Annotated in this window: 17 protein-coding genes and 1 pseudogene; 3 read left to right on the top strand and 15 right to left on the bottom strand. The window is 66.2% G+C overall.

The window, feature by feature from the left end:
• Positions 1–23: 23 nt before the first annotated feature.
• Positions 24–941 carry a pirin family protein gene (locus HZZ16_RS22745; protein WP_197951898.1) on the bottom strand — a complete coding sequence of 306 codons (918 nt, stop codon included), beginning with the start codon at positions 939–941 and terminating at the stop codon, positions 24–26.
• Between the two features lie 271 nt (positions 942–1,212).
• Between HZZ16_RS22745 and HZZ16_RS22740 the strand changes: the two genes are divergently transcribed.
• Positions 1,213–2,268, top strand: a complete 1,056-nt coding sequence (locus HZZ16_RS22740; protein ID WP_197951965.1) for a helix-turn-helix domain-containing protein — start codon at positions 1,213–1,215, stop codon at positions 2,266–2,268.
• Between the two features lie 142 nt (positions 2,269–2,410).
• Complete coding sequence (locus HZZ16_RS22735; RefSeq protein WP_197951896.1) at positions 2,411–3,838, top strand: serine hydrolase domain-containing protein; 1,428 nt, start codon at positions 2,411–2,413, stop codon at positions 3,836–3,838.
• A 185-nt stretch (positions 3,839–4,023) separates the two neighbouring features.
• Here HZZ16_RS22735 and HZZ16_RS22730 read toward each other — a convergent pair whose 3' ends face one another.
• A complete protein-coding gene (locus HZZ16_RS22730) occupies positions 4,024–5,391 on the bottom strand; it encodes an MmgE/PrpD family protein (RefSeq protein ID WP_197951894.1) in 1,368 nt (455 codons plus the stop codon).
• A 117-nt stretch (positions 5,392–5,508) separates the two neighbouring features.
• Between HZZ16_RS22730 and HZZ16_RS22725 the strand changes: the two genes are divergently transcribed.
• Positions 5,509–6,624: an FUSC family protein gene (locus HZZ16_RS22725; RefSeq protein WP_197951892.1), complete on the top strand. Its 1,116-nt coding sequence runs from the start codon at positions 5,509–5,511 to the stop codon at positions 6,622–6,624.
• 1 nt (position 6,625) lies between these two features.
• Here HZZ16_RS22725 and HZZ16_RS22720 read toward each other — a convergent pair whose 3' ends face one another.
• The 13 genes and pseudogenes from HZZ16_RS22720 to dnaA all read right to left on the bottom strand — a co-directional run bounded on the left by HZZ16_RS22720 (position 6,626) and on the right by dnaA (position 22,999).
• Complete coding sequence (locus tag HZZ16_RS22720) at positions 6,626–7,276, bottom strand: 2-hydroxychromene-2-carboxylate isomerase (protein ID WP_197951890.1); 651 nt, start codon at positions 7,274–7,276, stop codon at positions 6,626–6,628.
• Positions 7,273–7,761 (bottom strand): DUF2867 domain-containing protein, encoded by a 489-nt coding sequence (locus HZZ16_RS22715; protein WP_197951888.1) that lies wholly within the window; start codon positions 7,759–7,761, stop codon positions 7,273–7,275. Before HZZ16_RS22715 ends, HZZ16_RS22720 begins: the two co-directional genes overlap by 4 nt.
• Positions 7,758–9,152 carry an MATE family efflux transporter gene (locus tag HZZ16_RS22710; protein ID WP_197951886.1) on the bottom strand — a complete coding sequence of 465 codons (1,395 nt, stop codon included), beginning with the start codon at positions 9,150–9,152 and terminating at the stop codon, positions 7,758–7,760. The genes HZZ16_RS22715 and HZZ16_RS22710 overlap by 4 nt, the downstream gene beginning before the upstream one ends.
• A gap of 230 nt (positions 9,153–9,382) precedes the next feature.
• A complete protein-coding gene (gene murA, locus HZZ16_RS22705; RefSeq protein WP_197951884.1) occupies positions 9,383–10,678 on the bottom strand; it encodes a UDP-N-acetylglucosamine 1-carboxyvinyltransferase in 1,296 nt (431 codons plus the stop codon).
• Positions 10,679–10,807: 129 nt separating this feature from the next.
• Complete coding sequence (yidI, locus tag HZZ16_RS22700; RefSeq protein WP_197951882.1) at positions 10,808–11,275, bottom strand: inner membrane protein YidI; 468 nt, start codon at positions 11,273–11,275, stop codon at positions 10,808–10,810.
• A 272-nt stretch (positions 11,276–11,547) separates the two neighbouring features.
• Entirely contained in the window at positions 11,548–13,983 is a 2,436-nt protein-coding gene (gene gyrB / locus HZZ16_RS22695; protein ID WP_197951880.1) for a DNA topoisomerase (ATP-hydrolyzing) subunit B, read from the bottom strand.
• Positions 13,984–14,263: 280 nt separating this feature from the next.
• Positions 14,264–14,959, bottom strand: coding sequence for a hypothetical protein (locus HZZ16_RS22690; protein ID WP_246510310.1), 696 nt, complete (start codon positions 14,957–14,959; stop codon positions 14,264–14,266).
• Between the two features lie 130 nt (positions 14,960–15,089).
• Complete coding sequence (locus tag HZZ16_RS22685; protein ID WP_197951878.1) at positions 15,090–17,252, bottom strand: hypothetical protein; 2,163 nt, start codon at positions 17,250–17,252, stop codon at positions 15,090–15,092.
• Positions 17,253–17,372: 120 nt separating this feature from the next.
• Positions 17,373–18,032 (bottom strand): hypothetical protein, encoded by a 660-nt coding sequence (locus HZZ16_RS22680; protein ID WP_376707581.1) that lies wholly within the window; start codon positions 18,030–18,032, stop codon positions 17,373–17,375.
• A 185-nt stretch (positions 18,033–18,217) separates the two neighbouring features.
• Positions 18,218–19,354, bottom strand: a complete 1,137-nt coding sequence (gene recF, locus HZZ16_RS22675; protein WP_197951874.1) for a DNA replication/repair protein RecF — start codon at positions 19,352–19,354, stop codon at positions 18,218–18,220.
• An 89-nt stretch (positions 19,355–19,443) separates the two neighbouring features.
• Positions 19,444–19,809 (bottom strand): annotated as a pseudogene (locus HZZ16_RS22670) (endonuclease domain-containing protein).
• A gap of 248 nt (positions 19,810–20,057) precedes the next feature.
• Positions 20,058–21,176: a DNA polymerase III subunit beta gene (gene dnaN, locus HZZ16_RS22665; RefSeq protein WP_036002613.1), complete on the bottom strand. Its 1,119-nt coding sequence runs from the start codon at positions 21,174–21,176 to the stop codon at positions 20,058–20,060.
• A gap of 413 nt (positions 21,177–21,589) precedes the next feature.
• Entirely contained in the window at positions 21,590–22,999 is a 1,410-nt protein-coding gene (gene dnaA / locus HZZ16_RS22660) for a chromosomal replication initiator protein DnaA (protein WP_197951872.1), read from the bottom strand.
• Between the last annotated feature and the right edge of the window lie 299 nt (positions 23,000–23,298).

Below are 23,298 nucleotides of genomic sequence, written 5' to 3'. Positions count from 1 at the left end.
GCGCGGCCGGACACCGGATTAGCCTATTCCGGCAGCGGAATGAACTCGTGCTCCTGCGGAACTGGCGCGAAGCGCCCGGTTTTCCAGTCCTGCTTGGCCTGCTCGATCCGCTCCTTGCTGGACGAGACGAAATTCCACCAGATGTGGCGCGGGCCTTCCAGCGCATCGCCCCCGAGAAACATCATCCGCGTGGCTTGAAGCGCCTTCACGGTGATGCGGTCGCCGGGCCGGAAGATCAGCAGGCGCGGCCCCTCGTAGTGCTCGTTAGCGATCTCGACCTCGCCGTCGACCAGGTAGATCGCCCGCTCCTCATGATCGGGGTCGAGCGGCACAGTCGCGCCCGCGGCCGCCGTGACCTCGGTGTAGAACCAGGGCGAGACCATCGAGACGGGCGAGGTGATGCCGAAGGTGGAGCCCGCGATCACCCGCGCGGTGAAGTCGCGCTCGGAGATCATCGGCAGGTCGCCCGCCGCATAATGCTGAAACGACGGCGCGATCTCTTCGGAGCCCGCCGGCAGCGCGATCCAGCTTTGCAGGCCGAGCATCTTCTGGCCCGAGGCGCGCTGCGCGTCCGGCGTGCGCTCGGAATGGGCAATGCCCCGTCCGGCCGTCATCAGGTTCATCGCGCCGGGCGCGATCTCCTGGACATTGCCCTCGCTGTCGCGATGCATGATGGCGCCGTCGAACAGATAGGTGACGGTGGCGAGCCCGATATGCGGATGCGGCCGCACGTCCATGCCCTTGCCGGAGACGAACTGTACCGGGCCGAAATGGTCGAAGAAGATGAAAGGCCCGACCATCTGCCGCTTGCCGTGCGGCAACGCCCGCCGCACCGCGAACCCGTCACCGAGATCGCGCGTGCGCGGCACGATGACGAGATCGAGCGCATCGCAGGACATGGGATCGCCGAGCACGGGATCGTTCGAGGGCTGCCAGCTCATGGGGGACTCCTTTTAGCTTTGTTGAGTACGATCGTAGCAGGATTTCCCATCGCCGTCGCGACGAAGGCGGCGCGACAAATTCCGCTGTCGTGCCCCGCATAAGCGGGGCATCCAGTACTCCGCGGCCCATCGATTCAATCACAACCGTCTCGGAGTACTGGATCGCCCGGTCAAGGCCGGGCGATGACACCTGTGGCGCGGATGGTCCTTGAAAAAATGGCGGCAACCAACGATGTTCGGACGCCTTCAACCGCGACCGTTCGGCCATCCGATGACCCTTGCCGCAACCGAGCTCGCCTTCCGCGCCGCCAGCGTCGCGCTGCTGCTGGTGCTCGCGGCCTCGCTCGTCTCCGAGTTCCGCAATGTGCTCGCGGCCCGCCTCGGCGCGGCCTTCGCGCTCGGCTCGGCGGCGCACGCCGCGAGCTATTCCATCGGCGTGTCGTCGCTCGTTCCGGCCTGGCACGCGCCGCTGATTGCGCTGTCGACCGGCAACATCGTCGTGTTCTGGCTGTTCACGCGCGCTCTGTTCGACGACGAATTTCGGTTGCGCTGGTGGCATGGTTTGATCTGGGCCGCGGTGACCGCCTTCAGCCTGGTCGGATGTCTCTGGATCGCGCCCGGCGGCAACGCGCGGTTTTCCGTGACGGCAGTGAACCTGATCGTGCTCGGCTTCATCGCGCTCGCAGTGGCGCAGACGATTGGATCGTGGTCCGCCGATCTGGTCGAGCGTCGCCGCCGCCTGCGCGTCTTCATCGTCTGCGCCGCCGCACTCTATGGCGGGTTGAATGCGCTTCTGCAGATCCTCGTTGCCTTCAGCGCGGGCGATGTCGTCGACACGATCAACACAGGTGTGCTCGCCTGCATCGTTGCCGCGATCGCCTACGCAATGTTGCGCGTCGATGGCGCCGATCTGTTTCCGATTGCGCCAGAGCCCGCACCGGCGATCGCGCCGGTCCAGCCTGTGGCCGAGGACTCCGACCAGAAGCTCATCGACGCCCTGATGCGCCTGATGGCGGACGAGCGGATCTATCGCCACGAGAACATCACCATCGGCGTCCTGGCAACCCGGCTGAAGATCCCCGAATACCGCCTGCGCCGGCTGATCAACCAGCGGCTCGGCTATCGCAACTTCAATGTGTTCCTGAACAACCACCGCATCGAGGAAGCCAAGGCCGCGCTCGCCGATCCCAGCCAGGCCGAGGTCCCCGTCATCACCATCGCCATGGACGCCGGCTTCCAGTCACTCGGCCCCTTCAACCGCGCCTTCAAGGCGGTCACCGGCGTCACGCCGACGGAATATCGGCGGCTCAAGGTGAACGCGGCCTAGATTTCAAGCTGCTGTAATTACAGCATTATTTCGAAATCGACCAGCGCTGTCCGAATTCGGCTAGACCATCTTTCAAATCCGGCGAGCGCGCCTGCAGCTTCTCCCGCTTCCTCCCGACAAGGGCCCCATCAGGAGAAAGCAAGTGACTCGCCGCCGCAAAATCGTCCTTCTCGCTACCGCCATCGCCGCAGCCGGCCTCGCGCTCGGCGCGGCCCGGGCCCGCGACATCCCGAAGGTCGCGACCGGCTTCGTCGCCGACATCCTGTGCGCCGAGACGTTCGTTTCCGGCCTCGATCCCAGCCGCAACTTCGCCCAGACCACCGATGCCATGCCTGGAGCGAGCCTGATCAGCTGGGCGATGGACTACAGGGTCGACCGCGTCCGCAAGGATGTCACGGTGACGCTGTTCGGCATCGGCCGCAGCCACGCCGTGTATCGCGAGGGCCTCGGCTGCACGCTCGAGCACGGCGATGGCATCGTCGCCGTCGAGCTGCCGCCTGACGAGAAACGACCCGCGTTGCTGCCCGAGATCGCCGGACCCGCAATCGTGCCGCCGCAGAGCCCCGCGCTCGCCGCCGCGCTCGACCGGGCCTTCGCCGAGCCCGCGCAGCCGCCTTACCGCCGCACCCGCGCCATCGTCGTGATGAAGGCCGGCCGCGTCGTCGCCGAACGCTACGCCGACGGCATCGGCCCCGAGACGCCACTGCTCGGCTTCTCCATGACGAAGTCGGTGATCTCGGCCCTGATCGGCGTGCTGGTGCGCCAGGGCAAGCTGAAGCTCGACGGTCGCGCACCGGTCGCCGCCTGGAAGGATCCCGACGACCCGCGCCATGCCATCACCGTCGACCAGCTGCTGCGTCACACCGCGGGCCTTGCGCTCGGCAGCTCGCTGCAGGCTTCGCTTCTCTCCGCCTTCGAGCCGGTCAACCGGATGAAGTTCGCGGAAAAGGATATGGCCGCCTATGCCGAGAGCATTCCGCTTCAGACCGCGCCCGGCACCGCGTGGAATTATCACGACGGCAACACCCTCATTCTCTCGCATCTGATCCGCGATGCGGCCGGCGGCACACCGCTAGACGCGCTACGCCTTGCCCGCCGCGAATTGTTCGCTCCGCTCGGCATGCGCCATGTGCTGCTCCAGCTCGACGGTGTCGGCACGATCGAGGGGTCGAGCGAGATGCTCGCCTCCGCCCGCGGCTGGGCGCGCTTCGGCCAGCTCTACCTCAATGACGGCGTCGCCGGCGGCAAGCGCATCTTGCCGGAAGGGTGGGTGAACTATTCGGCGACAGCCACGCCGAATGCGTGGGTCGGCATCGGCGCCGGCTTCTGGACCAACCAGGGCGATAGCTTTGGCGCAAACTTTCGCGTGGAGCACGGCTGGCCGCGCGATGCCTTCTTCGCCAAGGGCACGATCGGGCAGTACACCATCGTGATCCCGTCGGAGCAACTGGTGATCGTGCGCCTCGGCCGCTCGCCGAACGCGCCGCCGCAAGCCGACGGCGTGTTCGATCTGGTGCGGGATGTAGTGGCCGCAACGCGCGAGAAGGGGAAGATGGCGGGACGGGAATGAAACGCGAGCTCCTCTTCCCTTCTCTCCTTGTGGGAGAAGGTGGCGCGAAGCGCCGGATGAGGGGTCTCTATCGGTGCATTCAAATGAGAGTTGGACTCGCGGAGAGAACCCCTCACCCCGCTTCGCTTCGCGAAGCGAACCTCTCCCACAAGGGGAGAGGGCGCAGCATTCTCATGCGAGAGCTGTTAGCGCCCCAATTCCGTCGCCTGCGCCACGCGGTCGAACCGCTCCAGCGTCATGATCGCATCCGCGAACTTTTCCGCGCGCGCATTCAGCACGGGACGGGCCAGCGTCAAAAACTTCTGCTGCATCGCCTTCGTGTCCGGGAAGGAATTCGGCTCGCCGGACGGATCGGCATAGAGCCGCTCATGCACGCCGTCGTCCGTGGTGATGCTGACGCGGGCACCGAACGGATGGCTGCGGCCGATCTCGAGGCGATCGTCCTGCACCACGTCGAACTTGTCGGCGAGCGCGTCGATGGCGGCGTCGCCGAGCCGGTTGTAATCGTCCCAGCCGAATGAACCTTGGTCGAGTGCGAGCGCGCCGGTGAAGAACATCGAAAACTGGCCGCCGACGATCGAGCGCGGATGCCGCTTGGTCGCGGCGTCGCCGGTCAGCGTGATGCCGTTGCGGTGCAGGCCGATCTCGACCCGCTTGACCTGGTCCGGCGTCAGATTGTGCTCGCGCCGCATCGCGATCAGCGCGTCGATCGCGGCATGGGTGTAGCGGCAGCTTGGATACGGCTTCACGCCGATCTTCATCGTCTCATAGGTCTTGCCGAGCTCGGCCACCGCCTTGTCCGGATGCGCATCGTCGGTGTAGCCGGCGAGCAGGCCGTGCTTGCCCTCGACCGACTCGGTCGCACCGACGAAATCGTTGCGCGCCAGCGTCGCGGCGATCACCCCGTTCATCGCGGCGGCGCCGACCTGGTAGCGCTTGTTCCAGGCGCCGTTGACCAGGAATTGCAGCGAGCCCGCGGCCTGGCTGCCGGAGACGCCGAATGCTGCAATCAGCTGCTTCTCGGTCAGGCCGAACAGCTTGCCCGCCGCCGCAGTCGCGCCATAGGTGCCGGCCGTCGCCGTCGGGTGGAAGCCACGCGCATAATGCGAGGTCGGGTCGAGCGCATTGCCGAGCCGGCAGCACACCTCGTAACCGGCAACGATCGCCGTCAGCACGTCGCGCCCGGAGGCGCCGACCATCTCGCCGACGGCGAAGGCGGCCGGCACCACCGGTGCGCTCGGATGCAGCGAGGAATCGGCATGGGTGTCGTCGAAATCGAGGGAGTGGCCAAGCGCGCCGTTGAGCAGTGCCGCGACGGCTGGCGTCCAGGTTTTGCTATCGCCGAACACGGTGGATTCGCCCCTGGTGTCGAGGGCCAGCGCCTCCAGCATCTTCAGCATCGACGGGGTCGATTCCGCCTCGCGCCGCGCCCTGATCGCGCTGCCGAGGAAGTCCAGCGTCAGCACCTTGGCGCGCTCCAGCACTTCCGCCGGAATATCCTGGTATTTCAGATAGAAGACATAGGCGGCGAGCGTTGCGGTTTCGTGAGCCATCGTGTTTCCTCGTTTTGGCGCGCAAGTTAGGCGGGCTGATTTGGCCTTTCAAGCGGCCTTGCGCCGGCGGGGATCAGCCATGCTTTTGCTCGGCGCCAGTGGATCGGGATATTCCGTATGACGCGCGCAAGGCAGCTGTTTGAGCAGGTTCGAGCGCGGCGGACGCAATTGGGGCTGGCGATCCGGGTCACGGTCGCCGCGACCGCGGCTTACGCGATCGCAACCGCGCTGCACCTGTTGTTGCCGCTCTGGGCGGTGCTGACCTCGCTGATCGTGACCCAGATGAGCGTCGGCCGCTCGCTGAAGGCGACGCGCGATTACATGCTCGGCACCATCGGCGGAGCCGTCTATGGCGGCGCCATTGCCATCCTGATTCCCTATTCCAGCGAGGCGGGCCTGCTCGGCCTGCTGGTCCTCTCCGTCGGCCCGCTCGCCTTCATCGCCGCGATCAATCCGAGCCTCAGCGCCGCCACGGTCACTGCCGTGATCGTGCTCCTGGTTCCGACCCTGCATCATGCCGATCCCATGACCTCGGCGATCGATCGGGTCAGCGAGGTCGGTGTCGGTGCCGTCACGGGATTGCTGGTCTCCTTCCTGGTGCTGCCCTCGCGCGCGGTGCGGCAGATCCGCGCCAGCGCGGCGGTTCTTCTCGAGCTGATCGCCGATGCCCTCGCCGAGCTGCTGGCAGGCCTCACGCGCGGCCGCGACAACGACGCGCTGCACCGGATCCAGGACGGCATCGGCACCGCGATGGTCAACCTGAATGCGATCGGCTCCGAAGCCGAGCGCGAGCGCGCGGCGCGCCTGTCGAGCGGTCCGGATACCGGCCCGTTGCTGCGAACGATCCTGCGGCTGCGGCATGACGTCGTGATGATCGGCCGTGCCACGGTGTTGCCGTTGCCGGTCGAGGTGCAGCTGCGGCTGGCTGCTCCGCTGACGGAAGTGTCCACCGTGATCGCGCGCTTTCTGCGCTCGGCCGCTAGCGCCTTGCGCGAGGGCGCCGGCGCGCCGCCGATCCATCCTGTCCATGTCGCGCTCCATCACTATGCTGAGGCGGTGGCGTCCGTCCGTCAGGATGGCCTGATCCGCGGCCAGCCCGGCGACACCGCCGAGCGCTTCTTCGCGCTCGGCTTCTCCCTGGAGCAGATGCACCAGAATCTCGGCGATCTCGATCGCGTCGTCGGCGAATGGTCGGAGGCAGCAAGCGACAAGTCGGTGCGGGTGGCGGAGTGAGCTATCGCTTCGTCAGCCCTTTGCCCTGCATGCGCCAGACCAGGAGATCGATGCGGTCCTGGCCGAAGAACGGCTCGTTTTCAAACACGAAGGTCGGCACGCCCCAATGGCCTGACGCGGCGTGATCTTTCTCGTTCGCTGCAATCACCTGCTCGTAGCGATCCGGCTCAGCGGTGATCGCTTCATCCATCGCGGCAAGGTCGAAGCCGGCTCGTTCGGCGGCCTGTGCCAGATGATCGCCTTCGTTCCACCCCGAGACCGAGCCGTCCCACAACACGCGCGCGATCGCGTAGGTGAATGCAAGCGATCGCCCTTCGAGCTGCGCCATGGCGCCGAGGCGAGTGAGGCGATGGATGTAAGGCTGCTCCGCCGCGACCTCGAGCGTGGTCAGATCCTGCACGATCGGATTGGGCCGGGGAAAGCGGAACGGAATGCCCTCGTGCTCCGCTACGCGCGTGCTGTCGAGCACCACATAACGAATGAATTGCGGATTGGCTTTCTTGAAGAAGCCCGGCTCGCGGATTGCCAGCGGATAGACCGGACGAAGGTTCACTGCGAGGTCATACTGTTCGACCAGCTTCAGTGTCTTGGGCAGCGCCAGATAGCTGTAAGGGCTCCGGTAGGAGTAGAAGAGGTCGACGAACAGCGTCATCGGGCCGGCTCCACGATCCGTCCCATCATGTTGCGGACGACGAGCTTGTGGAAGGGCATGATCAGTGCGAGATAGGTCCGGCCGAGCAGGTTGTGCGTGCGCACCAGCGTGGTCGAGGTCACATGGCGGCTCGCGGCATCGCCTGAAACGTCGACCACGATCCGGAAGTCGAGGTGCGAATCGTCGAAGCCTGCGACCAGCTGCTCCGGCGTCTCGCTCAGCACCGGAAACAGGCCGATCATGCCGCCCGGCGCCGGCGCGCCTTCGCCCGATGTCTTCAGCCCGAACGGCCTCACCAGAATGTTGCGCAGGTGCAGCAGCGCGTCGATCCAGCGCGGCCCGTGCAGCACCATCCTGGTGCAGGCCTCGCGGGCATTCACCGCCGCGGTGCCGATCTCCACGCGAAACGCATCGGCGAACTGCGCGCCCGCGAGCACTGCACGCGGATCGATCTCAGGCGCGACTTCGTGGACATTTGCTCTCATCCCGCCATTTTGCGCGTCAGCATCCGGAAGCGCAAGATCAGGAGCCCGGCATAGACGAATGTGCCGATCGAGAATCCGATCCAGACGCCGACCGCGCCTAGTCCTGTGTGGAACGCCAGCATCCAGCCGATGGGAAAGGCGACGCCCCAATAGCCGATCGCGGCGAACAGCAGCGTCATTCGGGTGTCGTTGATGCCGCGCAGCGCGCCGCCCATGATAGTCTGCAGGCCGTCGGCGATGAAGAAGCTGGCCCCGACCAGCAGCAGCGTTCCGGTCAGCTCGACGGTCGCGGTGCTTTCGCTGCCCGCGCCGAAGAACAGCCGACCGAGCTCGTAGCGGCCGATCACGATAGCGATCGTCAGCGCGGAGACCAGCGCGAGTCCGAGCACGGCTGCAACGAGCCCTGCGCGCTTCACCGCCGCCGGATCATTACGGCCGAAGGCATGACCGACCCGCACCGTCGCCGCCATGCCAATGCCGAGCGGCACCATGAACAGCACGGCGGTGACCTGGAGCGCGATCTGATGCGCGGCAATCGCGGTGGTCGAGATCAAGCCCATCAGCAGTGCGGCCGAGGAGAACAGGCCGTATTCCAGCAGCAGCGAGAACGAAATCGGCGCGCCGATCGCGACCAGCTGGCGCATCAAGGGCCAGTCGATCCGCCAGAGGCGGGCGAGCGGATGATAGTCCGCGAACGGCTTGCGCAGCCCGGCAATCGCGAGCGCGGCGAGGAAGGTGCCGAGATTGACCAGCGTGGTCGCAAGCCCTGCGCCGAACAGGCCGAGCTCGGGCAGGCCGAACAGGCCGTGGATCAGGGCATAGACCAGCGCGGCATTGACCGGGATCGCCGCCAGCGTGATCCACAGCGGGGCCTGCGGCCGGTTCACCGCGCTCATCATGCCGCGCAGCGCGATGAATCCGAGCGCCGGCGCGATGCCCCAGGCAAGGCCATTCAGATAGTGCTGCGCCAGCGCGGCCGCTCGCGGCATTTGACCGAGCGCGAGCAGGATCTGCTCGCCATAGAGCGGCGAGGCCATCATCGGCAGCGAGATCAGCAGGGCGGCCCACAGCCCGACGCGCAACGAGCGGCGAATGCGCCTGACGTCGCCGGCGCCGAACGCCTGCGCCGCCAGCGGCGACACTGCGGACGTCAATCCGAGCCCGAACGTGAAGCTGACGAAATAGACAGTATGGGCCAGCGCCGCCGCGGCCACCGCCTCCTCGCCGAGCCGCCCGATCATCGCGAGATCGGTCGTGATCATCGCGATCTGCCCGAGCTGGGTCAGCATCATCGGCACGGCGAGCCGCAGTGTCTCGACGAATTCTTCGGCAAGGCGGTTCTGCGGCACGCCGGCTTGCGGCTGCGCATGATGTTGGACGGTGTCGAGCATGGCGGCTCATTAGCACAGCCGGGCGACGAAAACATGGCCAAGTGTCCCGGACGCGCGAAGCGCGAGCCGGGACCCAGAATCCTAGGGTGGGCAAAGGCGCATTTGCGCCGTGCCCACCATCCGTCCAACACCGCGACAGAAGCGGTGGGCACGCTTCGTTTTGCCCACCCTACGATACTGCGTCCGGGGCACGAGATCGATGTTCGATCGAGAGGCTTGGAAGAAGTGCCTCAGCCCTTCCTCTCCGGCACGCGCTTGATCCTGGCCCCCAGCGCGTTCAGCCGCTCCTCGATGCGCTCGTAGCCGCGCTCGATCTGGTCGGCGTTGTTGATGGTCGATGTGCCCTCGGCGCAGACGGCCGCGAGCAGCATCGCCATGCCGGCGCGGATGTCGGGCGAGGTCATCGTCGCGCCGTGCAGGCGGCTGGGGCCGGCGATGATGGCGCGGTGCGGATCGCACAGCACGATGCGCGCGCCCATCGCGATCAGCTTGTCGACGAAGAACATCCTGGATTCGAACATCTTCTCGAACATCAGGATCACGCCCTCACATTGCGTCGCGGTGACGATTGCGATCGACATCAGGTCGGCGGGGAAGGCCGGCCAGGGCTGGTCCTCCAGCTTCGGCACATGGCCGCCGAAATCGTCCTGGATCTTCAATGTCTGGTTGGAGGGCACGATGAGGTCGTCGCCCTCGATCCGGCAGACGATGCCAAGCCGCTCGAAGCCCATGCGGATCGAGCGCAGATGCTCGACGCCCGCGCGGGCGATGCGCAAGGGAGAGCGCGTCACCGCAGCCAGCCCGATCAGCGAGCCGACCTCGATATGGTCGGGCTGGATCCGGTACGTCGTCCCGCCGAGCGCGGCTTGACCATGGATGATCATGGTGTTGGTGCCGATGCCTTCGATCCTGGCGCCGAGCGCGACCAGGAAATTGGCGAGGTCCTGCACATGCGGCTCGGAGGCCGCGTTGCGCAAATAGGTGACGCCGTCGGCGGCGACCGCCGCGACCAGCGCGTTCTCGGTGGCGGTGACGCTCGGCTCGTCCAGGAACACGTCCGCGCCCGCGAGCTTTGGCGCGCGGAATTCGAGCCGGTCGGTTGCGATGACCTTGGCGCCGAGCTGCTCCAGCGCGAGCACATGCGTGTCCAGCCGGCGGCGGCCGATGACGTCGCCGCCGGGCGGCGGCAGCATCACCTCGCCGCAGCGGGCGAGCAGGGGCCCGGCGAGCAGGATCGAAGCGCGAATGCGCACGCACAGCTCGGGGTCGAGGTCGGCGGCGCGGATGCTCTTGGCGTGGATGTGAAGCGTGTTGCGCGCGGACCATTCGGCCGACGCGCCGACCGAGCGGACCAGCTCGACCAGTGTCTCGGTGTCACGGATCCGCGGAACGTTCTCCAGCACGACCGGATGTTCGGTCAGCAGCGCGGCGGCGATGATCGGCAACGCCGAATTCTTGTTGCCGGACGGCTCGATCGAGCCCGAGAGCCGGTGACCGCCCTCGACGATGTATTGGATGGGCGCCACGGGGTTCTCGCTGTCCTGTTGAGTGGGAGGGCCTGTTTCGGGCGGAAACTACAGAGATTTGAGCGCGGGAGCAATTGTAGTGGGCGGGCTCTCACCCGTCCGTCCGGTGCTTGTGGCAGGAAACCGACCTTAGAACAGCCCGATGATATTCCCGATCACGTAGAGGATCGCGATCAGGATCAGAACCCCCATCATGAAGAAGGAGATTTCGATGGCGATGGCGCCGGTGCCGAGTGTGGCGGCAACAGCGGCAAGGAGCCGTTCCTCCCGGAAGATCAGGGAGAGCACCGAGAACAGGATGGCGAGCAGGCCGAGCGAGATTGCCGTAACCGATGCGGTTTCACTCCAGCTTCGTCCAGCCGACTTCTCTGGCCTCGGAGCCTGATACTCCACGCCCTTTACCTTCGCGACGATGCGGTCCTTGATGCGATGTCCGGTGTCGACGATCACCTTGTCCGCCGGCGGCGGCGGAAACACGATCGGCACGACCCAATGCGGCAACACCGCCGCCATCAGCGCCAGCACGCCGACAATGCTGCCGATGATGCCGAGGCGGCGTGAGGGCGCAGCGGAGGGAGGCGTTGCAGTAGCGGTCATGACGCGAGGCTTCCCGGTCGGAGTGGGCCAACGGGTTCATGCCGTTTCGTCGTGATCAAGAGCGGAGAGGTTCAGGGCGGTGTCGCCAAGATGGTGGTGCGCTCCCTCCCCCGCTTGCGGGGGAGGGCGGGGGAGAGGGCTATCTCCGCAATGGGACAATCCCCCAAGGAAAAAGCCCTCACCCGTCACGATCTGCGAGCGTGACGACCTCGCAAGCGGGAGAAGTGCAGCGAGTGCTTGGCTGGCCGATCGGCCCCAATGCGACGCCGGCCTCAAATATCGATCGTCGCGCTCAGCGAGTGTTCCTGGATGAAATCGCGGCGCGGCTCGACCACGTCGCCCATCAGCTTGGTGAAGATGTCGTCGGCCTCGTCGACCTCCTTGACCTTCACTTGCAGCAGCGAGCGCGCCTCGGTGTCCAGCGTCGTCTCCCAGAGCTGCTCCGGGTTCATCTCGCCGAGGCCTTTGTAGCGCTGCAGGGTGATGCCCTTGCGGCCCGCGTCGGTCACGGCCTCGAACAGGTCGACCGGGCCGTGGACCACGTGCTCTGAATCCTTGCGCCGCAGCTTGCCGGAGCGGGCGTAAACGTCCTGGAGCCTGGTCGTGTACTCGTCGAGCTTGCGGGCCTCGGCCGAGCCGAGCAGCGCGTCGTCGATGACAGCGGCTTCCTTGACGCCGCGCACGGTGCGCTCGAACAGGAAGCCCTGGCCCTCGACGAATTGTCCGACCCAGCCGCGCTCGACCTCCTCGGCCTGGTTGTCCAGCCGGCTCGCGATATATTGCGCAGCGGCCGCCGCCTTCTCGGGATCGCCGTAGATCTCCTTGTTCAGCACGCCGGTGATGGCGGCCTGTTCGACCACCTTGCGGTTATAGCGGCTGTGCAGGTTGCGCAGGATGCTGCGGACCACGCGGGCATCGTCGACGAGCGCGCGCAGATCGCGTCCGGAGCGGTCGCCGCCGGTGCCGGGCATGTACACGCAATCATCGAGGCCAGCGTCGATGAGATAGTCTTCCAGCGCCCGCTCGTCTTTCAGGTACTGCTCGGACTTTCCGCGTGAGACCTTATAGAGCGGCGGCTGGGCGATATAGAGATAGCCGCCGTCGATGATGTCGCGCATCTGCCGATAGAAGAACGTCAGCAGCAGCGTGCGGATGTGGGCGCCGTCGACGTCGGCGTCCGTCATCACGATGATCTTGTGATAGCGCAGCTTCTCGACCGAGAACTCGTCGCTGATGCCGGTGCCGAGCGCGGTGATCAGCGTGCCGATCTGCTCTGACGACAGCATCTTGTCGGGACGCACGCGCTCGACGTTCAGGATCTTGCCACGGAGCGGCAAGACGGCCTGGAATTCGCGGTTGCGGCCCTGCTTGGCGCTGCCACCTGCCGAGTCGCCCTCGACGATGAAGAGCTCGGACTTGGCCGGATCCTTTTCCTGGCAGTCCGCGAGCTTGCCCGGCAGCGAGGAGACCGAGAGCGGGCTCTTGCGTGTCAGCTCGCGCGCCTTTCGCGCAGCTTCACGGGCCGCCGCGGCCTGGATCACCTTGCCGACGATCATCTTGGCTTCGCTCGGGTGCTCCTCGAACCAGGCTTGGAGCGCCTCGTTGAGGACGTTCTCCACCGCCGGGCGCACTTCCGAGGACACCAGCTTGTCCTTGGTCTGCGACGAAAATTTCGGATCGGGAACCTTCACCGAGAGAACGGCGGTGAGACCTTCGCGGCAATCGTCGCCAGTCAGCGCGATCTTTTCCTTCTTGGCATTCGCCTCGGCATAGCCGTTGACCTGGCGCGTCAACGCGCCGCGGAAGCCGGCGAGGTGGGTGCCGCCGTCACGCTGCGGGATGTTGTTGGTGAAGCACAGCACGTTCTCGTGGTAGCTGTCGTTCCACCACAGCGCCGCCTCGACGCCGATGCCATTGGCTTCCGAACGTACCATGATCGGCGCCGGCACCAGGGCCTTCTTGTTGCGGTCGAGATATTTGACGAATTCCTCGACGCCGCCGGAATAGTGCATCTCCTCGCGCTTCTCGACCGCGTGGCGCATGTCGGAGAGCACGATGTTGACGCCTGAATTGAGGAAGGCGAGCTCGCGCAGCCGGTGCTCGAGCGTGGCGAAGTCGTATTCGACATTCTTGAAGGTCTCGGTCGAGGCCAGGAACGTCACTTCGGTGCCGCGCTTGCCCGGGGCATCGCCGACGACCTTCAGCGGTGCGACGGCATCGCCATGCGCGAACTCGATATAATGCTCCTTGTTGTCGCGCCAGATGCGAAGCATCAGCTTGCTCGACAGCGCGTTGACCACGGAGACGCCGACGCCGTGCAGGCCGCCGGAGACCTTGTAGGAGTTCTGGTCGAACTTTCCGCCCGCGTGCAGCTGGGTCATGATGACCTCGGCCGCCGAGATGCCCTCGCCCTTGTGGATGTCGACGGGAATGCCGCGGCCGTCGTCGCGCACAGTGACGGAATTGTCGGGATTGAGGATGACGTCGACGCGCGTGGCATGGCCGGCGAGCGCCTCGTCGATGGCGTTGTCGACGACCTCGTAGACCATGTGGTGCAGGCCCGAGCCGTCGTCGGTGTCGCCGATATACATGCCGGGGCGCTTGCGGACGGCATCGAGTCCCTTGAGCACGCGGATCGATTCCGCGCCGTAATCGCTCGCGTTGGAGGGCTCGTTTTCGGCAGCGTGCTGCCGAGCAGGTTCTGTCATGAGAGGCCTTCGAGATGTCGCCCGAATCAGCGGCGCAAAGGCGCTGATTTGCGGGGCTATTTGTGCCATGAAAGACCGCTTGCGCCTAGCGCAAAGTATCCTCCGACAACCTCTTGAGAAGATAGGGTTTTTTGGCCGGCTTTCAAGGCTCTTGCAGGGCGTTTTTGGGCGCTGCAAAAAGCGTGATTCGAGGGGCTGCTTGGGGCCTTCTAAGGCGTGGTTTTTGCGGTGATGTGGATGCCTGTTCCGAGGCACCGCGGCGCTCGGAAACGGCCGCTGGTCAGTAGATCTGATCCGGCTTCCTGTCGTCGTCATCCAACCTGAGGCTCCACGTTTCGCCGGCAGCCACAGTAATGGTGTCGGTGCGCATCCGACGGCCCGACACGAGCAGCGCGTAGGAGTACGTGCCGGGCGGCAGATCCAGCATTTGTGGATGGTTGACGCCGCCCGCGATCTCGATGGTCTGGTCGTTGATCGCGAGCGAGGCGACATCAGGTACAAGATAACCGAAGATCAGCCGCGCGTGTCCTGCTCTCGGCAGGAAGTTGGCCTTGGCCGCGACCGCGGTATTTCGTTGCACGAGGTCGACTGTGGTCTCGCCATTGGCGCGGTCGAGTGTCAGCATGCCCGGCCCCTTCGGGGAGGCGAAGACGAGCAGCGCGTGATCGGCCTCGACCATCGCGCCATCAGGCTTCTCCTGCCAGCCGCGCTTTCCGAGTTCCGCGCGGTAGAAGGCCAGTACGTCGCTGAGCTCTGCGGGTACATGGGCTTTGAGTTCGAGCCGGAACGGGACATCGATGCCGGAGGCGTGCGTGGTGCCGAAGCTTGCGTGACTGGCTCGCGTCGGCACGGGCATGTCGGCGCGGGGATCTGCTGCGGTAAGTGGCTCCGGCGAGCAGCCTGCAAGAAGAGTAAGGCCGCACATCAACAGCCACCACCGTGACGGGACCTTCGTCCCGCGCCATGCCGTCGTCATGTCTACTCTCCAGGAATACCGCGGCCTTCGCGCGATGCAGCGGCTGCGACAGGGCCGCCGCCTTCTCGACGACTAGTCGCCCCGCGAACTGGACGGGTTCAACCAGGCCGATACACCCGCGGACATGAGATCAGTACATCTGCAGCGGCAGCACGTCGCCGCGCGGGCCCACCAGGAGACCCCAGGCCTCGCCGGCGGCAACGGTCAGGGACTCGCTACGCGCAGGGCGGCCGGGCAGGCGCAACGCGTACTCGTATTTGCCGGGCGGCAGATCGAGCATCGGGCCTTTCGGTGATTGCGGGCCGCCGGCGCCGGCTGCAATCTTCACCGTCTGCTTGTTGATCGTCAGCGCGACCTCGTTCGCTGCCATGTTTCCGAGCATGAGCCGCGCTTGTCCCGCCTTCGGCATGATCTCGGCCTTGGCCGCGGCATCGGCATTCTTCTGCGCCAGGCTGACCGTGGTCTCGCCCTTGGCGCGGCCGAGCTTGAGCACGGCGGGACCTTGCGGCGAGGTGAAGTCGATCTGCGCGCGTTCCGCGGACACGGCCGCGCCGTCGGCCCTCTCCTGCCAGCCCAGCTTTGCAAGCTCGGCCCGGTAGAAGGCGAGGACCTCCTCGAGCGAAGCGGGGATGCTGGCCTCCAGCTCGCGGCGGAGCGGCGCTTCGCCCCCGGGCATCTTCGTGGTGGCGAGCGATTTCGACGAACGCTGCGTCGGCACTGGCAGCGGCGACTCAGGATCGGGCTTGAGCGGCTCGGCGGATTTGGCCTGAACCTCGACCTCCGCGCCGGCCGCAGGCTTGGCCGCTTCCGTCACCAGGCCCGATCCGTCGGCGCGGACATTCACCTTCGGGCCCATCTGCATCACGGTCATCGAGATCGACTTGCCGCCTTTCGAGAACGCCATCACCGCCATGTTCGGCTGGTTGATGACGGAGCGCTGCTCCTTCCAGCCCGAGCTCTTCAGCGCGGTCCGATAGAAGCTGCTGAGCGCCTTCACGCTCGATGCCGACGAGAATTCCAGCCGGCCGTCGCCACCTTCGAATGTCACGCCTTCGGCGTTTTCGGGCAGCGGCACCGGCGTCTTGCTGTCAGCGAGCGCATTGAGCGGGGCGTCCGACAGAGAGGCGGCCTGCGTCTTGCGCCTGATATCATCGGCAGCAATGAGCTGCTGAGCCGTACCCAAGGCATCGCTCAGGAATCTCGCGTCGGCTTCCTTCTTCGCCTTGGCGCGGGCGGCGAGTGCGGATTCCTTCACCTGCGTGGCCAGGCTGACCATGGTGAAATCATATTTGCGGCCGAGCCGCAGCACACCGGTTTCATCAGTGTTGGAGATCTTGATCGCGATCTCGTCGCCGGGCAGGAGCGGCGCGCGGCCATCCTCCTGCCAGCCGCGCGCGGCGAGCTCGCGCTGGTAGAAGGCGAGCACGGCGGGGAGCTCGGCCATTGCGGCCGCCGAGATCTCGCGCTTGTTGGAGTCGGCGCTGCCGAGGCTCCGCGCAGATTTGGTCGGCTTTGGCCGCGGCAGGCCGGCCATCTCGCTGTCGGCCTCGAGCACCTCCGGAAGTGCGAACGGCGCCACCCGGATCTCGACATTGGTGCGGCCATCGTCGCGGCGCGTCAGGGTCAGCATCACCGGCTTCTGGTAGACGTGCGTCGCGTCGCGATCGGGGTGGTCGTAGAAGATGCGAACGCCGTTCGGAACGGCCGCGGCAAGATCGGCGTTCGGCCAGCGCGATGCCGTATCGGGGTTAAGCTTGCGCCATCCCATCGCCGCCATGTCCTTCGTAAAGAATGCTGCGGTCGCATCGAGCACGCCGGGCGCAATGCAGCTGAGATAGGGCCGGGTTTCGTCGAACACGAGATCGATCGCGTCTCCCGGAAAGGGCACGTTCGCGTAGATCCGGTTCGGCGTGTAGAACACCGCGGACTGATCGGGTCGCCCGCGCGCCTGTGTGAAGGAAACGCGCAGCCCCTGCCGTCCCTTCTTGAAAGTCAACGCTGTGCTTTTCTCATCCAGCGGATACACATAGGGCACCCAGCCGTCGGCGCTCAGCAGCTTCCTGGTGGCGTCCGACGTGGCGGCAAGCGGGGTCGGCACGGTGTAGATCACGCGATAGGTGTCGGGACGCGAAGTGTCCTCCACCGCGCCGTCGAGCCGCGGCAGCGTATGGACGTCGACGATGCCATCGTCTGCCGCGCCGGCGGGACGCGAGGGGATCACTATTGCGAGAATGCCGCAGGCAAGCAGCAGCCATCTTGCCGGGACTTGCGCCCCGCGCCGGATCATCGGCATCGTCAAAAAACTCCTGGATGTCGCGCGGATCGTCATGCCCTTGCGCATTGGCGGGCTGCGGCGCCGTCGGCGCGGCTTCAGACGAGAAGTCGCGCCGGGAACCGGAGAGGTTCAACAGGCTCAGTACAGCTGGAGCGGCGGCCAGGCGTCACCGTCGCGCCCGACCGTGAGCTCCCAAGTGTCGCCGGCGGCGACGGTGAGGATGTTCGTGGTGGCGGGTTGGCCCGGGACGCCCAGCCTGTACGAATATTCGCCCGGCGCGAGGTCCAGCGCGACGGCATTCGCGCCGGCCGGGCGCGGGATGGTCCGCTCGTTGATGGTGAGGACCGCTTCCTTGTCGCCGATATTGCTGAACACCAGCTTCGCCTGGCCGGGCTCGGGCAGCACGTTCGCTCTGGTCGCCGTGTCCGTGTTCTTCTGCACCAGATGAACCGAGGTGCCGGAATCCTTGCGGTCGAGCCTCAGCGCGGCCGGCCCCAGCGGCGAGACGAAGGCGAGCCGGACGTGATCGGCGTTGATCACGGCGCCATCATGCTGCTCTTGCCAGCCGAGCTTGCGAAGCTCGGTCCGGTAGAAGGCGAGCACGTCGCTGAGCCCCGCGGGCACGGTGGTCTCCAGCCTGACGCGGAGCGGCGCGTCGACGCCCTGCATCAGCGTGGTGTGGATCCCTCTGTAAGTGTAGCGGGTCGGTGCGGGCAGCTTGGCATCGGAATCCAGCGTGAGCGTCGTCGGAAACAGATGCGGCAGCGAGGCACCGGCGCTGGCCGCGAGCATGCACATCGCAAGCAGGGCGAAGCCGCACGCAAACAACTGCCATCGTGCCGGAGCTTGTGCCCTGCGCCCCACACTCGCCATGCTCATGCTCCAAGGATATCGCGCCAGTTGTGAAATCCCGCGCGATGGCCGCCTCTTGCGGCCACAAGCAGCTAGTCGTGGCCGCAAACAAGCGGGTTCAATGCGGCGGCCTAGCTGCGGGCCGAGACTCGTCCGCTCTCGACGTCAAACACTTCGCCCCCCGCGCCGATCTCGGCGAAGGCGGCAGGATCGGCGCCGGTCAGCCACACCTGCGCGCCGAGCGTCTTCAGCTCGTCGAACAGCGCCGCCCGGCGGTTCGGATCGAGATGCGCAACCACCTCGTCGAGCAGCAACAGCGGCACGATGCCCGTCATCTCGGCGACCAGGCTCGCATGCGCCAGCACGAGGCCGATCAGCAGCGCCTTCTGCTCGCCCGTCGAGGCATCGCGCGCCGGCATGCTCTTCGGCGCGTAGACGACCGCAAGGTCGGTGAGATGCGGGCCGTCGGTGGTGCGGCCGGCGATCGCATCGCGCGGGCGGTTGTCGCGCAGGATCTGGCGATAGCGGTCCTCGACCGAGGTTGCGGTCTCCTCGAGCAGCGCATTCTCCATCCAGCCGTCGAGCGCGATTTGAGCGGACGGAAATGCGGATCCTTGCGCGCGCGCGTTGAGCATGCCGGTGAGCCTTGCCGCGGTCTGGCCGCGCGTGGCCGCCACCGCGACTGCGAGCTCGGCCGTCTCGCGCTCGATCGCGTCGCACCAATGGTCGTCGTAATTGCGCGTCTCCAAGAGGCGGTTGCGGGAGCGCAAGGAGCGCTCGAGCGCGTTGATCCGGCTGGAATGCTCGCTGTCGATGGCGAGCACGAGACGATCGAAGAAGCGCCGGCGCTCCGAGGCCGCGCCCATGAACAGCCCGTCCATGGCCGGCGTCAGCCACACCATCCGGATGTGATCGCCGAACGCTGCCGCCGAGCCCACCGGCTCGCGGTCGATGCGGCAGCGCCGGGTGACGGCGGCGTCCGCGCGCGGCGCATCGATGCCGGTGCCGAGCGTGGCCAGCCCCAGCGCGCCCTCGACCTGCGCCGACACCGCCCAGGAGCCGTCGCCCTGGTTGTCGGCGACATCCTCCAGCGTCGCCCGACGCAGGCCGCGGCCCGGCGACAGAAACGAGATCGCCTCGATGCAATTGGTCTTACCCGCCCCATTCGGCCCGACCAGCACCACCAGATCAGCCGCCGTCTCGAGCCCAGCCGCCCGGTAATTGCGAAAATGCGTCAGCGTCAGGCGATGAATGCGCGAGGGGGTCATCAGTTCTTTGTCATGGACGCGGTTCTTCCCCTCTCCCCCTGTGGGAGAGGGTGGCGCCTCACGAAGTGAGGCGACGGGTGAGGGGTATCTTACCGCCCTGCAAGCTTTGCAAGGATATCCTCCAACACAGAGGTGGGCTGCTGCAGCACGTCATTGTTCCAGTAGCGCGCGATCGAAAACCCCTCTGCGGATAGCGCGGCTTCGCGAACTGCGTCACGCCGCGATTACGCGTGCTGGCTTCCGTCGATCTCGATCACCAGACGCTTCTCGAAGCAGACGAAATCGAGAATGAAATTCTTGAATGGGACCTGCCGGCGGAACTTGAACGCGGACAGACGGCGATCCCTCAGCAAGCGCCACATCGCAGCTTCAGCATCGGTCGGCTCGTGTCGCATTTTCTTGGCGAACTGGCGAAGATGCCTGGCCGTTGGCCGATGGTGCGGATCTTGCGGCATCGGCGTTCATTCCGAATGTCGTTGACGCGCGGTGCTTTCACCCTCTCCCCTTGCGGGAGAGGGTGCCGACGCGTAGCGGCGGCGGGTGAGGGGTTGTCTCCACAGTGAAGGTGCGGCGAGAGGACCCCTCACCCGAGTGAGGTTGTGGCTGCTAGCGGAGCTGCCCTCTCCCGCAAGGGGAGAGGGCGCAGCAACGGGCATCGCGTTTGGCACAAGAAGCGGGGTGCGCTGGCGAGGGACCACGCCCCTCACACCCGCATCGGCATCAGCACGTAGAGCGCGCTCTTGTCGTCGCGGTCCTGCACCAGCGTCGGCGAGCCGGGGTCGGCGAGGCGGAGCGTTGCGACGTCGCCTTCGATCTGGGCGGCGATGTCGAGCAGATAGCGGGAGTTGAAGCCGATATCGAGCGCATCGGAGGCGTATTCGACCTCGAGCTCCTCGGTCGCGCTGCCGGAATCCGGGTTGGTCACCGAGAGCACCAGCTTGCCCGCCGACAGCGACAGTTTGACCGCGCGGCCGCGTTCGCTGGAGATGGTGGAGACGCGGTCGACCGCGTTCTCGAAATCCTTCTTGTCGACGACGAGCTCCTTGTCGTTGTTCTGCGGAATGACGCGGCCGTAATCGGGGAAGGTGCCGTCGATCAGCTTCGAGGTCAGCACGACGTTGCCGATAGTGAAGCGGATCTTGGCCTGCGACAGCTCGATCGTCATCTCAGCCTCGGTGTCCTCGATCAGGCGCTGCACCTCGCCGACCGTCTTGCGCGGCACGATCACGCCGGGCATGCCTTCGGCGCCCTTGGGCTGCACCAGGTCGAGCTGGGCGAGGCGGTGGCCGTCGGTGGCGACACCGCGCAAGGTGGCGGCCTTGGGCGTGCCGGCGGCATGCAGATAGATGCCGTTGAGGTAATAGCGCGTCTCCTCGGTCGAGATCGCGAACTGGGTGCGGTCGATCAGCCGCTTGACGTCCTTGGCGGCGAGCGAGAACGAATGCGACATGTCGCCGGCCGCCAGATCGGGGAAATCATTCTCGGGGAGCGTCTGCAGCGTGAAGCGCGAGCGGCCGGCGCGGATGGCGAGCACGGCACGGTCGCCGTCGGCCTCCAGCACGATCTGCGAGCCGTCCGGCAGCTTGCGCACGATGTCGTAGAACATGTGCGCCGGCACGGTGGTGGAGCCGGCAGTCGCGGTTTCCGCCGGCAGCGTCTCGGTCACTTCGAGGTCGAGGTCGGTCGCCTTCAGCGACAATTTCGCGTTCTCGGCGCGCACCAGCACGTTGCCGAGGATCGGGATCGTGTTGCGGCGCTCGACCACGCGGTGGACATGGCCCAGCGACTTCAGCAATTGCGCGCGTTCGACCGTAACCTTCATTGCACTACTCGCCCGATCCCTTAGGAAAACACAGCGTTGAGAAGGCCGGGCGGCGGGACGCGCGCCACGGCACCGAAGACCCCGCAAGGCCGGATCATTCCTGCCGATATGACCAAAGCCGCCTGGGTCGCGCAAGGTGGCGCGGATGGCCCCCGGATTCAAGGGATTGGAGCCAGTTCCCCACGATTTACCGCCCAAAACGAAGACCGCCGCCCCCCGGCACAGGTGCGCTCCCTCGCCCCGTTCTTACGGGGCCGGGACGAGCTTCGCTCGCCCTGAGAGGGTTGGGGTGAGGGGCCTCTCTCCGCGGGTGAGCCTGCCGTTGGACCTGTACCCCCTCACCCGAATTCGATCTGCGATCGAATTCGACCTCTCCCCGCAAGCGGGGAGAGGTGAAAGGAAGCCCTAGGCCTTTATTCCTGAAGCTGGCGCTTCAGCGATTCCACTTCCTCCGACAGTGCGGTGTCCTTGGAGACCAGCGCCTCGATCTTGCGCACCGCGTGCAGCACCGTGGTGTGGTCGCGCCCGCCGAAGCGGCGGCCGATCTCGGGCAGCGAGCGCAGCGTCAGCGTCTTGGCGAGATACATCGCCACCTGGCGCGGGCGCACCACGTTGGCCGTGCGGCGCGAGGACAAGAGGTCGGAGCGGCTGACATTATACTGCCGCGCCACCACGCGCTGGATGTCCTCGATCTTGATCCGCTTGGGCTCCTGCGGCCGCACCAGGTCGCGGACCTCGTGCTCGGCCATCTCCAGCGTCACCGGCCGGTTGTTGAGCTTGGAATGCGCGAGCAGGCGGTTGATCGCGCCTTCGAGATCGCGGCCGTTATGGGTGATGGTGCGCGCCAGATAATGCAGCACCTCCTCGGGCACCTCGAAGGTGGCGTGATGGGCGCGGGCCGCCGCGACGCGCGACTTCAGGATGCCGTGGCGCAGCTCCTCGCCGAGCGATCCCATCTCGACCACGAGCCCGCCGGCGAGCCGCGAGCGCACGCGATCGTCGAGGCTTTCGAGGTCCGACGGCGGACGGTCCGCCGCGATCACGACCTGGCGGCCGGCGTCGATCAGCGCGTTCAGCGTGTGGCAGAACTCGGCCTGGGTCGACTTGCCCTGCAGGAACTGGAGGTCGTCGATGACCAGCACGTCGATGCCGCGCAGCGCTTCCTTGAAGGCCAGCGCCGTCTGCGTCTTGAGCGCGGCGACGAAGCCGTACATGAATTTTTCGGCCGTGAGATACAGCACCTTGCGCTCGTTGCCGGAATTGCCGGCCCAGGTCACCGCCTGGAGCAGATGCGTCTTGCCGAGGCCGACGCCGGCATGGATGTAGAGCGGGTTGAACATCACGGGATCGCCGCGACGCCCTTCGGCGACCTGGCGCGCGGCCGCATGAGCCAGCGTGTTCGAGCGGCCGACGACGAAGCTCGCGAAGGTCAGGCGCGGATCGAGCGGCGAGCCGCCGAGCGCGTCGTGGCTGGCCGAGACCGGCGCGGTCGCGGTCGAGCGCAATTCCGGCGTGGGCGCGCGGCGCGCCTCGACTGGCGCGGGCGCTTCCTTCGGCTGCGCCGAGGGGCGCACGGCGGACCGCACCGTGAGGTCGATGCGATGCACTTCCGGCATCTCGGCCTGCCAGCACGACAGCACGCGCTCGGCATAATGGGCCTGGATCCAGCTCTTCAGGAACCGCGTCGGCACCGAGAGCCGCACGCTCTCGTCCTGCACGCCTTCCAGATCCATGCGTGCAAACCAGCTCGTGTAAACGTCCTCGCCAACGCTCGAGCGCAGCCGACCCTTCACGCGTGACCAGCGATCCTGTTCCATTGTCATCGTCAGAAAACTTCTCTTGAGAGATATAGTTGCGTTTGTGAGCGCCATGCAGGGTTCCTGCCACTGTCCCTGAAGTGGCGCGACCTCGAGCGAGTCCATCGTCGGGCATGGCTCGACCGTTCGGCGCGAACGCCGCGGGTCAGATCAGCGATGTCAGAGATGGATGGGTCGCGAGGTCAGCGCGTACTCGGCGCTCTATAACGCGCGGGAGGCTGGAGATCGGACGGAGCTGAAACGGCATCGTTGGAAAAGGAAACGTGCTGCAATACCGCGTTGAGTCCGTAAGACATGATACCTCC

It is taken from the genome of Bradyrhizobium glycinis, assembly GCF_016031655.1.
GTDB lineage: Bacteria > Pseudomonadota > Alphaproteobacteria > Rhizobiales > Xanthobacteraceae > Bradyrhizobium > Bradyrhizobium glycinis.
Note: the sequence above shows the minus strand (reverse complement) of the source record. Positions and strands in the feature narration are given on the sequence as shown.

What these genes read in the sequence shown, in the direction of transcription:
- HZZ16_RS22745 (WP_197951898.1), bottom strand. Translation starts at nt 941, where the DNA reads ATGAGCTGGCAGCCCTCGAACGATCCCGTGCTCGGCGATCCCATGTCC.
- HZZ16_RS22730 (WP_197951894.1), bottom strand. Translation starts at nt 5,391, where the DNA reads ATGGCTCACGAAACCGCAACGCTCGCCGCCTATGTCTTCTATCTGAAA.
- yidI (WP_197951882.1), bottom strand. Translation starts at nt 11,275, where the DNA reads ATGACCGCTACTGCAACGCCTCCCTCCGCTGCGCCCTCACGCCGCCTC.
- HZZ16_RS22710 (WP_197951886.1), bottom strand. Translation starts at nt 9,152, where the DNA reads ATGCTCGACACCGTCCAACATCATGCGCAGCCGCAAGCCGGCGTGCCG.
- HZZ16_RS22725 (WP_197951892.1), top strand. Translation starts at nt 5,509, where the DNA reads ATGACGCGCGCAAGGCAGCTGTTTGAGCAGGTTCGAGCGCGGCGGACG.
- dnaN (WP_036002613.1), bottom strand. Translation starts at nt 21,176, where the DNA reads ATGAAGGTTACGGTCGAACGCGCGCAATTGCTGAAGTCGCTGGGCCAT.
- HZZ16_RS22690 (WP_246510310.1), bottom strand. Translation starts at nt 14,959, where the DNA reads ATGACGACGGCATGGCGCGGGACGAAGGTCCCGTCACGGTGGTGGCTG.
- HZZ16_RS22740 (WP_197951965.1), top strand. Translation starts at nt 1,213, where the DNA reads ATGACCCTTGCCGCAACCGAGCTCGCCTTCCGCGCCGCCAGCGTCGCG.
- HZZ16_RS22680 (WP_376707581.1), bottom strand. Translation starts at nt 18,032, where the DNA reads ATGTGCATGCTCGCGGCCAGCGCCGGTGCCTCGCTGCCGCATCTGTTT.
- HZZ16_RS22715 (WP_197951888.1), bottom strand. Translation starts at nt 7,761, where the DNA reads ATGAGAGCAAATGTCCACGAAGTCGCGCCTGAGATCGATCCGCGTGCA.
- dnaA (WP_197951872.1), bottom strand. Translation starts at nt 22,999, where the DNA reads ATGACAATGGAACAGGATCGCTGGTCACGCGTGAAGGGTCGGCTGCGC.
- HZZ16_RS22685 (WP_197951878.1), bottom strand. Translation starts at nt 17,252, where the DNA reads ATGCCGATGATCCGGCGCGGGGCGCAAGTCCCGGCAAGATGGCTGCTG.
- gyrB (WP_197951880.1), bottom strand. Translation starts at nt 13,983, where the DNA reads ATGACAGAACCTGCTCGGCAGCACGCTGCCGAAAACGAGCCCTCCAAC.
- HZZ16_RS22720 (WP_197951890.1), bottom strand. Translation starts at nt 7,276, where the DNA reads ATGACGCTGTTCGTCGACCTCTTCTACTCCTACCGGAGCCCTTACAGC.
- recF (WP_197951874.1), bottom strand. Translation starts at nt 19,354, where the DNA reads ATGACCCCCTCGCGCATTCATCGCCTGACGCTGACGCATTTTCGCAAT.